The organism is Pseudochelatococcus lubricantis (assembly GCF_042432495.1).
Lineage (GTDB): Bacteria > Pseudomonadota > Alphaproteobacteria > Rhizobiales > Beijerinckiaceae > Pseudochelatococcus > Pseudochelatococcus lubricantis.
Map to the genome: position 1 here is coordinate 33837 of NZ_JBHLXC010000002.1, position 12725 is coordinate 46561.

13 protein-coding genes are annotated in these 12725 nt (G+C 67.4%); all 13 read right to left on the reverse strand.

What is annotated here, in order from left to right; translation table 11 throughout:
• Positions 1-194: 194 nt before the first annotated feature.
• Complete coding sequence (ftsH, locus tag ACFFJ7_RS03055) at positions 195-2108, reverse strand: ATP-dependent zinc metalloprotease FtsH (RefSeq protein ID WP_166954801.1); 1914 nt, start codon at positions 2106-2108, stop codon at positions 195-197.
• A 163-nt stretch (positions 2109-2271) separates the two neighbouring features.
• The gene (gene tilS, locus ACFFJ7_RS03060) at positions 2272-3384 is read right to left on the reverse strand and encodes a tRNA lysidine(34) synthetase TilS (RefSeq protein WP_377590723.1); all 1113 of its coding nucleotides are present in this window, start codon (positions 3382-3384) and stop codon (positions 2272-2274) included.
• 40 nt (positions 3385-3424) lie between these two features.
• A complete protein-coding gene (gene ybgF, locus ACFFJ7_RS03065; protein WP_377590724.1) occupies positions 3425-4471 on the reverse strand; it encodes a tol-pal system protein YbgF in 1047 nt (348 codons plus the stop codon).
• A 177-nt stretch (positions 4472-4648) separates the two neighbouring features.
• A complete protein-coding gene (gene pal, locus ACFFJ7_RS03070) occupies positions 4649-5164 on the reverse strand; it encodes a peptidoglycan-associated lipoprotein Pal (protein ID WP_377590725.1) in 516 nt (171 codons plus the stop codon).
• Positions 5165-5319: 155 nt separating this feature from the next.
• Positions 5320-6642, reverse strand: a complete 1323-nt coding sequence (gene tolB / locus ACFFJ7_RS03075) for a Tol-Pal system beta propeller repeat protein TolB (protein WP_377592057.1) — start codon at positions 6640-6642, stop codon at positions 5320-5322.
• A 157-nt stretch (positions 6643-6799) separates the two neighbouring features.
• Positions 6800-8029, reverse strand: coding sequence for a cell envelope integrity protein TolA (tolA, locus tag ACFFJ7_RS03080; protein ID WP_377590726.1), 1230 nt, complete (start codon positions 8027-8029; stop codon positions 6800-6802).
• 11 nt (positions 8030-8040) lie between these two features.
• Complete coding sequence (gene tolR, locus ACFFJ7_RS03085; RefSeq protein ID WP_166954791.1) at positions 8041-8514, reverse strand: protein TolR; 474 nt, start codon at positions 8512-8514, stop codon at positions 8041-8043.
• Positions 8515-8533: 19 nt separating this feature from the next.
• Complete coding sequence (gene tolQ, locus ACFFJ7_RS03090; protein ID WP_166954789.1) at positions 8534-9247, reverse strand: protein TolQ; 714 nt, start codon at positions 9245-9247, stop codon at positions 8534-8536.
• 315 nt (positions 9248-9562) lie between these two features.
• Entirely contained in the window at positions 9563-10051 is a 489-nt protein-coding gene (ybgC, locus tag ACFFJ7_RS03095; protein WP_166954787.1) for a tol-pal system-associated acyl-CoA thioesterase, read from the reverse strand.
• Positions 10041-11114, reverse strand: a complete 1074-nt coding sequence (gene ruvB / locus ACFFJ7_RS03100; protein ID WP_377590727.1) for a Holliday junction branch migration DNA helicase RuvB — start codon at positions 11112-11114, stop codon at positions 10041-10043. Before ruvB ends, ybgC begins: the two co-directional genes overlap by 11 nt.
• A complete protein-coding gene (ruvA, locus tag ACFFJ7_RS03105; protein ID WP_377590728.1) occupies positions 11111-11728 on the reverse strand; it encodes a Holliday junction branch migration protein RuvA in 618 nt (205 codons plus the stop codon). The genes ruvB and ruvA overlap by 4 nt, the downstream gene beginning before the upstream one ends.
• A complete protein-coding gene (ruvC, locus tag ACFFJ7_RS03110) occupies positions 11725-12252 on the reverse strand; it encodes a crossover junction endodeoxyribonuclease RuvC (protein WP_166954781.1) in 528 nt (175 codons plus the stop codon). Before ruvC ends, ruvA begins: the two co-directional genes overlap by 4 nt.
• Before the next feature lie 79 nt (positions 12253-12331).
• The gene (locus tag ACFFJ7_RS03115; protein ID WP_377590729.1) at positions 12332-12724 is read right to left on the reverse strand and encodes a cell division protein ZapA; all 393 of its coding nucleotides are present in this window, start codon (positions 12722-12724) and stop codon (positions 12332-12334) included.
• Position 12725 lies beyond the last annotated feature (1 nt).

Below are 12725 nucleotides of genomic sequence, written 5' to 3' on the forward strand. Positions count from 1 at the left end.
TGCGCTGAGCCTGTCTATCGGGTTGCCTGCGCAGAATATGCGTCCCGTTTGGCTGAATAAACCGTAAAGAAGCCGCCATACGCTGAAATCTGTTCAAAAATTGTAAGCAAAAATGTCACCCCACAGGCAAACGGCCGGATGGTTCCGGCCGTTCATGACATGACGATGCAGGAAGCGCCGACGGGCGCGGGCTGCTACGACTGCGGCTGCGGCTCCAGCCCCGGCTCGTCCTTGGGCTTGTTGCGCCCGGCCGACGGCACCGGCGAACCGCGCGAGGGCGTGGGCTCGCCGGAGTCGCGCACCGGCGGCTTACCGTTGAGCATGTTGACGATCTCGTCGCCCGTCAGCGTCTCGTACTCCAGCAGCCCCTGCGCCAGGGCTTCGAGGTCGGCGCTCTTCTCGGTCAGGATGCGCCGCGCCTCCCGCAGCCCCGCCTCCACGAAGCGGCGGATTTCGGCATCGATCTTCTGCGACGTGGCTTCCGACACATTCTGCTGGCGCCCGACCGACATGCCGAGGAACACCTCGTCCTGATTCTCGCCGTACATGACGGTGCCGAGTTCCTCCGAGAAGCCCCACTGCGTCACCATGGCGCGCGCGAGCCGCGTCGCCTGCTGGATGTCGGAGGCGGCGCCGGAGGTCACCTTGTCGTGGCCGAAGATGAGTTCCTCCGCCACGCGCCCGCCCATCATGATGGCAAGCCGCGAGGTCATCTGCTCGTAGCTCATGGAGAGCTTGTCGCGCTCCGGGAGCTGCATGACCATGCCGAGCGCCCGCCCGCGCGGGATGATGGTGGCCTTGTGCACAGGATCGGTCGCGGGCACGTTGAGCGCCACGATGGCGTGGCCGGCCTCGTGATAGGCAGTGAGGCGCTTTTCGTCCTCGCTCATCACCAGCGTGCGCCGTTCGGCGCCCATCATAACCTTGTCCTTGGCGTCCTCGAACTCGGCCATGGTGACGATGCGCTTGCCGCGGCGGGCCGCGAGCAGGGCCGCCTCGTTGACGAGGTTCATCAGGTCAGCGCCGGAGAAGCCCGGCGTGCCACGCGCGATGGTCTTGAGATCGACGTCGGGCGCCAGCGGCACCTTGCGCACGTGGACGCGCAGGATACGCTCACGGCCCAGCACGTCCGGGTTCGGCACCACGATCTGGCGATCGAAGCGGCCGGGGCGCAGCAGCGCGGGGTCTAGCACGTCAGGCCGGTTGGTGGCGGCGATGATGATCACGCCCTCGTTGGCCTCGAAACCATCCATCTCGACCAGCAACTGGTTGAGAGTCTGTTCGCGCTCGTCGTTGCCGCCGCCCAGGCCCGCGCCGCGATGGCGGCCGACCGCGTCGATCTCGTCGATGAAGATGATGCAAGGTGCGTTCTTCTTGGCCTGTTCGAACATGTCGCGCACGCGCGAAGCGCCGACGCCGACGAACATCTCCACGAAGTCAGAACCGGAGATGGTGAAGAACGGCACGTTCGCCTCGCCCGCGACGGCGCGCGCGATCAGCGTCTTGCCTGTGCCGGGCGGGCCCACGAGCAGCACGCCGCGCGGGATACGCCCGCCGAGGCGCTGGAACTTCTGCGGATCGCGCAGGAACTCGACGATCTCCTGCAGATCTTCCTTGGCTTCCTCGACGCCGGCGACATCCTCGAAGGTGACGCGCCCGTGCGCCTCGCTGAGAAGCTTGGCCTTCGACTTTCCGAAGCCCATGGCGCGTCCCGCGCCGTTCTGCATCTGGCGCGACAGGAACACCCACGCGCCGATAAAGACGATCAGCGGCAGCCAGTTGACCAGCAGCGCGATGAACCACGGCGTCGAATCGCTGGGCGGACGCGCCGTGATCTGCACGCCCTTCTCGGACAGCCGGCTGACGAGGCTGGGGTCATAGGGCGCGTAAGTGCGGAAGGTGCCGCCCGTCTTGTACGTGCCGGTAATTTCCTGGCCGGAAATGGTGACGGTAGCGACGCCGCCGCTTTCCGCATCGTTCAGAAGCTGGGAATAGGGGATCTCGTTGCTGCTGCCGCGCTGACCCGGGTTCTGGAACAGGCTGACCAGAGCAAGCACCAGCAGGAATATGATGACCCACAGGGCGAAATTCCGGAAATTGGGGTTCATCGTGTGTCTGTTGTCCCGCGTGGTTGAAAGGCTGAGCGCCTTTGGAACGATAGCATATCTGGCGATAATCTAGGTGCCGTGGCCGCGCTTGCCAAGGTCCTGATAGGAGTAACCGGCAAGAATCGCCATCTTCCGGCCGTTCTCCTGTAACCGACGGACAGTTTTAGGCCTTCCGACTGCCCGTTTCAACGCCCCGGCGGCGCTCCGGTTCCCGCCGGATATCGAGTTCACCGCTGCGAGCGATCCTGACGACGGCATGGTGGAGCGTGCGCCGCAGCATGTTTCCCTCTTTCGCCGCGTCGCGCAGCGCCTCGACGAGGCGCTCCAGCCGTTCGAGCCGCAGCGGTGCATTCGTCCCGCCCCCGGCGACTGCCTCGACGCCAAGCGCCACGCAGCGCAGCACGATCTCGTCCGGCTCGCGCCACAGATCCGCGCCGATCGTCAGGCGGTCGCCCTCATGGCGCGCGAGCGCGGCATATCGCTGCACCGCGACCGCCGCCAGCGCGGCATCCGCGCGGGCGCAGCGCGCGGCGAGCAGGCCAAGCCGCGCCGTCGTCAGGCCGAGCGCCTCGCGCTCCGGCGCCAGCGCGCGCAGCCGGGCACGGGTGAAACGCGGGTCGCGGTTGGCGGGATCGTCGACGGCCTGGATGCCTGCCTCCCGCACGATCGCGTCCAGTCGCGCCCGTGTCAGTCCAAGCAGCGGCCGGACCAGAACAAGAGGCTCCCCCTCCCCCACCGTCGCCTCGTCCAGCGCTCGGCAAGGGCGCATGGCCGCGAGCCCGCCGATGCCGCTGCCGGCAGCAAGGCGCATCAGCACGGTTTCCGCCTGATCGTCGGCATGGTGGGCGGTGACGATGTGGCTCGCGCCGGCCTCACGCGCCGCCTGCGCCAGCAGGCCATATCGCGCGGCGCGCGCCGCCTCCTGGATACCTCGGGCGGGTTTTTCCCCGCGCCAAACCAGTACGCGCGCCGGCAAGCCCATGGCGCATGCGAGGTGCGCCACCATGTGCGCCTCGTCGGCGGCGCTGGCGCGCAGCGCATGGTCGACGGTCGCGACCGTCATCGCCGGAAAGGATGCTCGCCCGGCCACTTCCCGCCAGCGCGCGGCGAGCAGAAGCAACGCGAGCGAATCGGGACCGCCGGAAACCGCGAGCACCAGACCGCGCGCCGCGAGCAGCGGCGCGAACAACGCGGCAACGTCCGCATCGGCGATTGCAGCGAAGGGTCCGCGGGCGGAGAAAACGCTGTCGGCAAAGGATGGATCGGCTTCAGCCATGGATGCGGCGCGGTCGGCGCGTCTCTTCGAAAACAGGGGCTCAGGCGCAATTGGCGCGGCTGCGGGCGCGGCCGAGCGCGGCCTTGACGTCGGCGCCGACATTGGGAAACTTCCGCGTGGTTTCGGAGAACGTCGCGCAGGCCTGATCGCGGGCGCCTAGCGCATCGAGCGACATGCCAAGCTTCAGCATGCCCTCGGGCACACGGGGGCTGTCGGCATAGGCGGTGCTCAGCTTGAGATACTGCTCCGCCGCCTCGCGGTAGCGGCCGCGAAAGAAATAGCTCTCACCGAGATTGAAGGTGGCGTCGGGCGCCAGCTTGTCGCGCGGATGGCTTTGCAGGAACTGGCGGAAGCTCATCTCCGCCTCCTCATACGCCTGCCGGCGCATCAGGGCGACTGCCGCGTCGTAGCTCGCACGCGGATCGCCGGGCGCGGTGGCGGCCACGGAAGGAATCGGCGCGGCGTCTTCCGCCCCGGCGGTCCCGTCGCTGGCCGTCGCCGATCCGTTACGGCTCTGACGGGAGGCGACGCCGGCAACGGCGCCGAGATCGAGCGGGCGCCCCGGCCCGGCAAAGCTCCCGGCAGGCTGTTCGCCGGCGATGGATGCGTTCACCTGCGGTTCGGCCCGCGTTTCCGTGCTTTCTCCGGCGGCGGCGAGTGCCTCCCCCTCGGGCTGCGCCGGCATCTCCGTTCCCGCTGCTGCTGCATCGGCCGGAAGAGACGACGCCGGCGGAGCCGGCGTCGTTGCTTGTATCGTCGGGGAAGCGTCCTGCGGACCGAGGTCCGACCGTTTCTGCTTCGGAGGGGCGGGCTGCGCACCCGAGCCCTGCTGCTCCTGGAAGCGGAATTCGACGTCCTCCTGGAAGCGTTTCAACTGGTCCTGCAGGCGGCGATTCTCGAACTGGAGCTTCTCGACGGTGCCGGAAAGTTCGCGCACCTGGTTTTCCAGCCGGTTCAGGCGCAGGAAGAAATCGGTGCTGTCCTGCGCCCTCGCGGGCAGGGCCGCCGCCACGAGCAATAACGCCGGCAGCACGAGAGCCGCGAGCGCCAGCCCGGCGCGGGAAAAAAACAAACGACGTGCGGTCATCAGCAAAGAACCTCGTCCTTTTCTACACGATGGCATAAACCACAGACAGGCATTCTTACCCGAAACCATTCACCGCGTCATTTCAAAGCGCCGCCAGGGCCGCTTCCCGGGAGGGAAACGGCCCGATGGCACGCCCTGTCCGGCGGCCGCCGCCGCTGTCGCGCCGGCGAGCCGTCGTCACGAGCCGGCCGGGCGGTCGAGAACAGTGACGGCGCGGCGGTTCTGCGACCAGCAGGAAATGTCGTTGCAGACAGCGACCGGCCGTTCCTTGCCGTAGGAGACCACGCGGATGCGGTTCGAGGTGACGCCGCGCGAGACGAGGTAGTCATAGACGGTCTGGGCACGGCGGGCGCCGAGCGCGTAGTTGTATTCGCGCGTGCCGCGCTCGTCGGCGTGACCCTCGATCAGGAACGTGTAGTGCGGATAGCGCTGCAGCCACACGGCCTGCTTGTTGAGCGTCGCGACCGCAGTCGACGTCAGGTCGGTGCTGTCGGTCTCGAAGAATACACGGTCGCCGACGTTGACGACGAAATCCTGCGCGGAGCCCGGCGTCGACGCGCCCGCGCCGTAAAGGCCTCCCGCGCCGCCGGCTCCCGCCTGGTCCGTCTTGTTGGAAGCGCACGCGCCGAGCGCCAGCGTCGCCGTGATGACGGCAGCCGCCTTGAGACCGGCGGAAACCTTGATACCGAACATCGTCTAATCTCCTGGAATTGAATGGGGTGCCTTGAACCGTATGACGTGAAAAGCCTGGAGCGCGTTTCGATCGAATGGAATCATTTGATCGATAATAATCGCTCGAAATCAAAGAATTAGATCATGTCAGTGTTTCCGTGAAACGATGACGTGATCTAGCGCAGATCGCTCAGCAGCGGCGACCAGGCGGGATCGGATGCGTAGGACGGCGTCGGTATCTGCGTCCTCACGCGGCCGGTGACGTCCACCATATAGAGTCGTCCGCCGCCCTGTCCGCCGGGATCGGAGAAGAACATGATGAATTGGCCGTTGGGCGCCCAGGTCGGGCTTTCGTTGTGGAAGCCCTCCGTCAGGATGCGCTCGCCTGAGCCATCCGGCTTCATGATGCCGATCGCGAACTGGCCGCCCCGCTGACGGGTGAAGGCGATGTAGTCGCCGCGCGGCGACCAGACCGGCTGGCTGTAGCGCCCCTCGCCGAAGGAGACGCGCTGCTGGCCGGAACCATCCGCGCCCATCACGTAGATTTGAGGTCCGCCGCCGCGGTCCGACTCGAACACGACGCGGCTGCCGTCGGGCGAGAAGGAGGGCGACGTGTCGATGGCGTTGGTCGAGGTGACGCGCGTCGTGGTGCGCGAGCGCAGGTTGATCGCATAGATATTGGCGTTGCCGCCTTGCTGCAGGCTCAACACCACGCGCTGGCCGTCAGGCGCGAACTGGGGGCTCGACGTCATGTCCGGGAAGCTGCCGACGACTTCGCGCTGCCCTGTCTCGATATTGAGGAGCTGCACGCGGGTGCGTTCATTCAGCCGCTGGGACATGAAGGCGACTTCCTGCGACACGGGCGAGAAGCGCGGCGACACCACCAGCTCCTCGCCGCGCGTCAGGTAGCGGAGGTTGCCGCCGTCCTGATCCATAACGGCAAGCCGCTTGCGGCGGTTTTCCTTGCTGCCGGTCTCGTCGACGAAAACGACCCGCGTGTCGAACATGCCCTTGAGGCCGGTGACGCGCGTGAGCACGGCGTCCGAAATGATATGGCCGATGCGCCGCCAGTTCACCGGGTCCGTATAGAACTGCTGGCCGGCGAGCTGCTGGCCGGCGAACACGTCCCACAGGCGGAATTCCACGCGGATACGCCCGCCCGATTCGCGCACGGCGCGGCCGGTCACGAGGCCCTGCGCGTTGATGCTCTGCCACGACGCGAAATCCGGCACGGCGTCGAAGTTGACGGACTTCTCGATAAAGGTCGAGGGGTCTAGCGGCGCGAAGTAGCCGATGCGGCGCAGGTTCGCGGTAATGACCTCGGTAATGCCGGCGGCAACCTCCGGATCGCCCGAGAAATCGACGACCGCAATGGGCAGCGGCGCGAATGTCGCGCTGTTGAGCGTAATCGAGATTTCCGCCCGCGCGGCGGGAATGGTCAGACCGACCGGAAGCATCGCCAGCAGGGCAGCGGCGATCCGGGACAGCAGGAATTTCATCTTCATCGTCGCCAGTCTCTTGATCACGGATTGTCCGGCCGGCAAGGCCGCGGGCAGCGGCGTGCCCGCCCCCGCCGCGGCACTTGCGCGCCCAGTGGATACCGTTTCGCATGAAGGAATTACGTCAAACGATGCCGCCATGGCACGTGTCCCCCGATCAGCCCAGAAAATCGCCGGGCGAGGCATCGATTCGCCAGTCGCGCCATTCGTGGAAATAGGGCGCATATTGCGCCGGGAAGCTGTATGGCGCGCAGCGGCGGATCGCCCGCATCAGGCTTTCCGCGAACGCGCGCGAAGCCGCATCGTTTGCGCCGCTCAGGACTTGCGGCGGCGCGGCGAGCGTGCCGTCCTCGTTCAGCGACACCCGGACCAGCGGCGACGTATGCACATCCGCCAGCCCCGGCGGCGCGGAGAAGCAGCGCGAAATCTGCTCCTTCATCAGGTTGCCGATGGCATCCCTCTGCGACAGCGAGAGCTTGGGTGCGTTGCCTGTGGGCGTGCCCGCCGAGGCCGCCTGTTTCTGGCGCCCGGAAGAACCGGCCGACTGCGCCGTGTCCTTGCTGGCCAGAAGCTTCTCGATCGCGTTCGGATCGAACGATTTATCGTTCTGCGAGCGCGAGGCGGCCTTCACCGGCTCCTTGCCGCCAGCCGGCTTTTTCGCCTCCGCCTGTTTCGATTGCGTCTCGCTGGGCTCAGGCTTCTTCGGCTCCGGCTTCCTGGGCTCGGGTTTCTTCGGTTCCGGTTTCGGCGGCTCGGGCTTTTTGGGCTCCGGTTTCGGCTCCTGCCGGGGAGGCTCAGGCTTCTTCGGTTCCGGCTTCGGCTCTGGCTTGGGTTCAGGCTTTGGTTCCGGTTTGGGCTCGGGCTTTGGTTCCGGTTTCGGTTCAGGTTTCGGCGCGGGCTCAGGCTTCGTCACCTCTGCCTGCGCGGTCTGCTGCGGCCGCGGCTGGGGCAGCGGCGGCGCGGGTTCGGGTTTCGCAGGTTCGGGCTTGGCCTGCTCGGCGACCGGCTGGGGCGCGGGCGGCGGCGTAGCGGGTTCGGGCGTCGGCGCCGGCTCCACGGCCGCACGGTCCTCGCTCTTGTCCTGCTCCACCGGCCGCGCTACGGGGGCGGGCACGTCTTGCTTCGCCTCCCCCGGCTCGGGCCGGGTTTCCTCAACGTCGGCCACCCTGTCGACACGCGGCTTGGGGCTGTCCTGCACGGTCTTCGCCTTGCGGTCACCCTGCGTCATCGTGGAGAAGGCCTCTTCCGAGATCACTTCCACGGCGATCGACTCCTGCTGGTCGGCGAACTTCGACGGCGATGAAAAAGCCACGAGCCCGACCACCAGCAACACGCCATGCGCGATCGCCGAGGCGAGCAGTCCGGGCTCGTTCTTCGAGATGCGCACCTCACCCTTCCTCAGTTCGATCCGCTGGCATGCTTTTCGGGGGCAGGCTCCGTCACCAGCGCCACCTTCTTGAAACCCGCCGCCGTGATCAGTGACATGACTTCCGCCACGCGCCCGTAATCAACGGCCTTCGCGCCGCGCACATAGATGCGCTCTTCCTCGCCCGCGGGTGCGACAGCCCGCAGCTTCTCGACGATGTCGCCGTCCGTCACTTCTGTATCGACGACGAAAATCCGCCCCGCCTCGTCGACGGAAACCGTCAGCGGCTTGTGCTCCATGTTGAGCGGCTTCGCTGCCGTCTGCGGCAGGTCGAGCGGCACGCCGACCACCATCATCGGCGCCGCGACCATGAAGATGATCAGCAGCACCAGCATCACGTCGATGAACGGCGTCATGTTGATTTCGGACATCACGGCGGGTGTGCGCGCGCCGCGGCGTCCCCGCCGCGTGCTGCCCGCTCCCGCTCCGCCAACCGACATGCCCATCGCAAACTCCCTTAACGGCTCAGGCGGCCACGCGCTCGTCGATCTGGCGCGACAGGATCGACGAGAACTCGTCGGCAAAACCTTCGAGGCGGGCCTGCGTCCGCGTCGCTTCCGACTGCAGTTTGTTGTAGGCGATCACCGCCGGAATGGCGGCGAAAAGGCCGATGGCCGTCGCGAACAACGCCTCGGCGATGCCGGGCGCCACCACGGCGAGGCTGGTGTTGTTGGAGGCCGCTATCGAGCGGAAGCTGGTCATGATGCCCCACACCGTGCCGAAAAGGCCGATGAACGGCGCCGACGATCCCACCGTCGCCAGCACGCCGAGGCGGGCTTGCAGCGTCTCGCCCTCGCGCTGGATGGCAAGGTCGAGCGCCCGGTCGATGCGCTGCTGCAGGCTGCCGACGGCGCGCCGTTGGCCGTCGAACGTGCGCCGCCACTCCCGCATCGCCGCCTGGAACAGGGCCTGCATGCCGTGCACGGGCCGGTCCTCCAGCGAGCGGTAGAGTTCGTCGAGCGAGCGGCCCGACCAGAACACTTCCTCGAACTGGTTCATGGACCGGCGGTAACGGCCGAACAGCAGCGACTTGTCGATGATGATCGCCCAACACCAGACCGAGGCGGCAATGAGCCCCATCATCACCAGCTTGACGACGATATGCGCCTGCCAGAACATGCCGAAGAGTGAAATCTCCGCAGATGGCAGGGCCGTCTGGACCACAGCGGCGGTATTCATCGAAATTCCTTTCAAACTCCGGTCACGACGCCCGAGCATCCGTCCGTCGAAGGGAATCACCCGACCGGCACGAACGCGCTCCCGAACGCCGCAGGGACATTGCCGGCGCGACGGCAGCGCCTCCTGCAGGGTTTCCTTTCGCCCGCCTGCCGGAATCGCATCCGCAGGACGTCGGGACGACGCCGCACCTTTGATGATTACCGGTCTGTAACTCGCGTGCGAATCTGTCGAAATGAGGGCCGACCGTCTCGACGGCCGCCGCCACTCCGCGAGACGCTGCTACAACACAAAACACCCGTTACGGTTAACGCCCGGTTACGAACGCGGGCCGGACACGCCCTCCAGCACTTGCCGAAGCCCATCCGGTATACGCGCAGGGCGTCCGCCAGCGATCGCCGCCACCCGCACATCGGCCGAGACGATCAGCTCCTGCCCGCGCACGATCCGCTGCGCGAGGACGAGCGAGGCGCCGCGCACCTCCTCCGTGCGGGTGCGCACCTCCAGCACGTCGTCCATCAGCGCCGGGCGATGATAGTCGATGGTGATGCGCCGCACCGCGAAGATGAGCCCCTCGCCGCCCGCGTGCAACTCCCCCTGCCCCACGCCGGAGAGGCGCAGGCTGTCCGTGCGTCCGCGCTCCAGAAAGCGCAGGTAGCCCGCGTGATAGACGACGCCGGAAAAATCTGTGTCCTCATAATAGACCCGCACCGGCAGGATGTGCGTATCGCCCGCGAACCGGCCGGCCAGATCAGGCCAGTCGCCGCGCGGGCGAATTGGGCCGCTGGATGCGTCGTCATGCGTCATCGGATGATTCCTCGTCGAACAGACCGGCGGAGAATGGCGCCGTCTGCGACTTTTCGTCGCGCCTCTCGCCGCCCCCTGGCACCACCATCCCGAGATGGCCGAAGGCATGTGGCGTCAGCATGCGCCCGCGCGGCGTGCGCTGCACGAAGCCTTTCTGGATCAGATAGGGCTCGATGATTTCCTCGATGGCGTCACGCGGCTCGGACAACGCCGCCGCGATAGTCTCGATGCCGACCGGCCCGCCGCCGAAGGATTGCGCCACGAGCGTGAGGTAGCGCCGGTCCATCAGATCTAGCCCCGCCCCGTCAACCTCCAGCAACTGCAACGCCCGGTCGGCGATGGTGCGGGTGATGATGTCGGAGCCGCCCACCACGGCGAAATCACGCACACGGCGCAGCAGCCGTCCGGCGATGCGCGGCGTGCCGCGCGCCCGGCGCGCGATCTCGTTCGCTCCATCCGCGCTCATGCCGATGCCGATCACCTTCGCTCCGCGCGTGACGATGAGTTCCAGCTCCTCGACCGTATAGAACTGCAGCCGGATCGGGATGCCGAAGCGGTCGCGCAGCGGCGTCGTCAGCAGGCCCTGCCGCGTCGTCGCGCCGACGAGCGTGAACTTGGGCAGGTCGATCTTGACGGAACGCGCGGCCGGCCCCTCGCCAATAATGAGATCGAGCTGGTAGTCCTCCATCGCCGGATAGAGGATTTCCTCCACCGCCGGGTTGAGGCGGTGGATTTCGTCGATGAACAGCACGTCGCGTTCGTCGAGATTGGTGAGTTGCGCCGCGAGATCGCCCGCCTTGGCGATCACCGGGCCGGAGGTGGAGCGGAAATTGACGCCAAGCTCCCGTGCCACGATCTGCGCGAGCGTCGTCTTGCCGAGCCCTGGCGGACCGACGAACAGCACATGGTCGAGCGCATCGCCGCGCGTCTTCGCCGCCTCGATGAATACCGAAAGGTTCGCCCGCGCCTGTGCCTGCCCGATGAATTCGCCGAGCGCCAGCGGCCGCAGCGACAGTTCCTGATCGTCCGCCCGCTGCTCCGGGCTGAGCACGCCCTTGCTCATGAGGCAAGCTCCCTGAGCGCGAGGCGGATGAGCCGGGCGACATCGGCGCCCTCACCCGCCTGTTCCACCGCCGCGCTCACGGCACGCGCGGCCTGCGGCTCGCCATAGCCCAGGTTGACGAGCGCGGAAACCGCATCCGCCAGCGGCTGCGGCGCATCGTCCGCCACGGCGGGGGGCTGCGGCGCGGCGGGCCCGCCCGGCATGGGCACGAAGACCGGCGCCTTGTCCTTCAGCTCGGTGGCGATGCGCACCGCGAGCCTCGGCCCCACACCTGGCGCGCGCGCCAGCGCAGTCTTGTCGGCGCGCGCGATGGCGGCGGTAAGCGCGGCGGGATCGAGCGCGGTCAAAATTCCCAGCGCCACCTTGGCGCCCACGCCCTGCACGGTCTGCAACAGGCGGAAATACTCGCGCTCCGCCTCCGACCGGAAGCCGTAGAGGCGGATCATGTCCTCGCGCACCACGGTCTCGATGGCGAGCGTCGCCGTCTCCCCCGCCTGCGGCAGCGCCTGCAGGGTGCGGGCGGAACAATGCACCATGTAGCCGACGCCATGGACATCGAGGATGACGTGATCCTCGCCCTGCGAATCCACGATGCCCCTGAGCTTGCCGATCATGGGGCCACCCGCGCCAGCAGGCTGTTCGAGAGCGCCCGCGCCCGGCGGTGATGCGCATGGGTGATGGCCACGGCGAGCGCGTCCGCCGCGTCGGGCGTCCTCGCGTTCGAGAGCGGCAGCAGCACGCGGATCATCGCCGCGATCTGCGCCTTCTCCGCATGACCGACGCCCACCACCGTCTTCTTGATCTGGTTAGCCGCGTATTCCGACACCGAAAGCCCCCTGAGCGCCGGCACCAGCAGGGCAACGGCGCGCGCATGGCCGAGCTTCAGCGTCGCCTGCGCATCCTTGTTGACGAAGGTTTCCTCCACTGCCACCTCGTCCGGAGCGGCCTCGGCGAGCACCCGCGCGAGCCCGTCGTGCAGCTGGCGCAGCCGCTCCGCCAGCGACAGCGCGCCGTCGGACTCCACGCAGCCGCAGCCAAGAAAAGACAATCGCGACCCGTCGACCGCGATCGCGCCCCAGCCCGTGCGGCGCAAGCCCGGATCGATCCCCAGAATGCGAATCACGTGTCTTCCCGTCATGCTGTCCGTGTAACAAAAACAAACGGGGAACGCATCCGTCCACCCGCGCCCTTCCGTGGAAAACTCCGTCCGGCGGCAATCACGCCTGCACGGTGGGCGTCAAGTCGGCCGTGATGTTCTCCACCCGCTCCGCGACGGCGTTGACGGCGGCGGCGATCTGCGCTTCCTGCGCTCCGGCGCGTTCCTTCTCCGTGGCGAGTTGCTCCTGCAGCTGCGCGATCTCGGCCTCCCGCTCGGCAAGGCGCCGGTCGGCCGACGCGAGATCGTCGGCGATGGAAAAGGCGGCCATGACGGTGAGGCGCAGGTCATCGATGGTGCCGAAGGCCGATGCGAGTTCCCCGATCCGTGCATCGACGCGCGCGGCCAGCGCCACGATCCGCGCCTCGTCGCCGGCGTCGCAGGCCATGCGGTATGGACGCCCGGCGATGGTGACGTTGACATGCGTGACGGCGCCGCCGCTTCCATGTGACACG

Bases quoted from the DNA above. Each gene is read 5' to 3' on its own strand.
- ftsH (WP_166954801.1), bottom strand. From the start codon at position 2,108: ATGAACCCCAATTTCCGGAATTTCGCCCTGTGGGTCATCATATTCCTG.
- tilS (WP_377590723.1), bottom strand. From the start codon at position 3,384: ATGGCTGAAGCCGATCCATCCTTTGCCGACAGCGTTTTCTCCGCCCGC.
- ybgF (WP_377590724.1), bottom strand. From the start codon at position 4,471: ATGACCGCACGTCGTTTGTTTTTTTCCCGCGCCGGGCTGGCGCTCGCG.
- pal (WP_377590725.1), bottom strand. From the start codon at position 5,164: ATGTTCGGTATCAAGGTTTCCGCCGGTCTCAAGGCGGCTGCCGTCATC.
- tolB (WP_377592057.1), bottom strand. From the start codon at position 6,642: ATGAAATTCCTGCTGTCCCGGATCGCCGCTGCCCTGCTGGCGATGCTT.
- tolR (WP_166954791.1), bottom strand. From the start codon at position 8,514: ATGGGCATGTCGGTTGGCGGAGCGGGAGCGGGCAGCACGCGGCGGGGA.
- tolQ (WP_166954789.1), bottom strand. From the start codon at position 9,247: ATGAATACCGCCGCTGTGGTCCAGACGGCCCTGCCATCTGCGGAGATT.
- ybgC (WP_166954787.1), bottom strand. From the start codon at position 10,051: ATGACGCATGACGACGCATCCAGCGGCCCAATTCGCCCGCGCGGCGAC.
- ruvB (WP_377590727.1), bottom strand. From the start codon at position 11,114: ATGAGCAAGGGCGTGCTCAGCCCGGAGCAGCGGGCGGACGATCAGGAA.
- ruvA (WP_377590728.1), bottom strand. From the start codon at position 11,728: ATGATCGGCAAGCTCAGGGGCATCGTGGATTCGCAGGGCGAGGATCAC.
- ruvC (WP_166954781.1), bottom strand. From the start codon at position 12,252: ATGACGGGAAGACACGTGATTCGCATTCTGGGGATCGATCCGGGCTTG.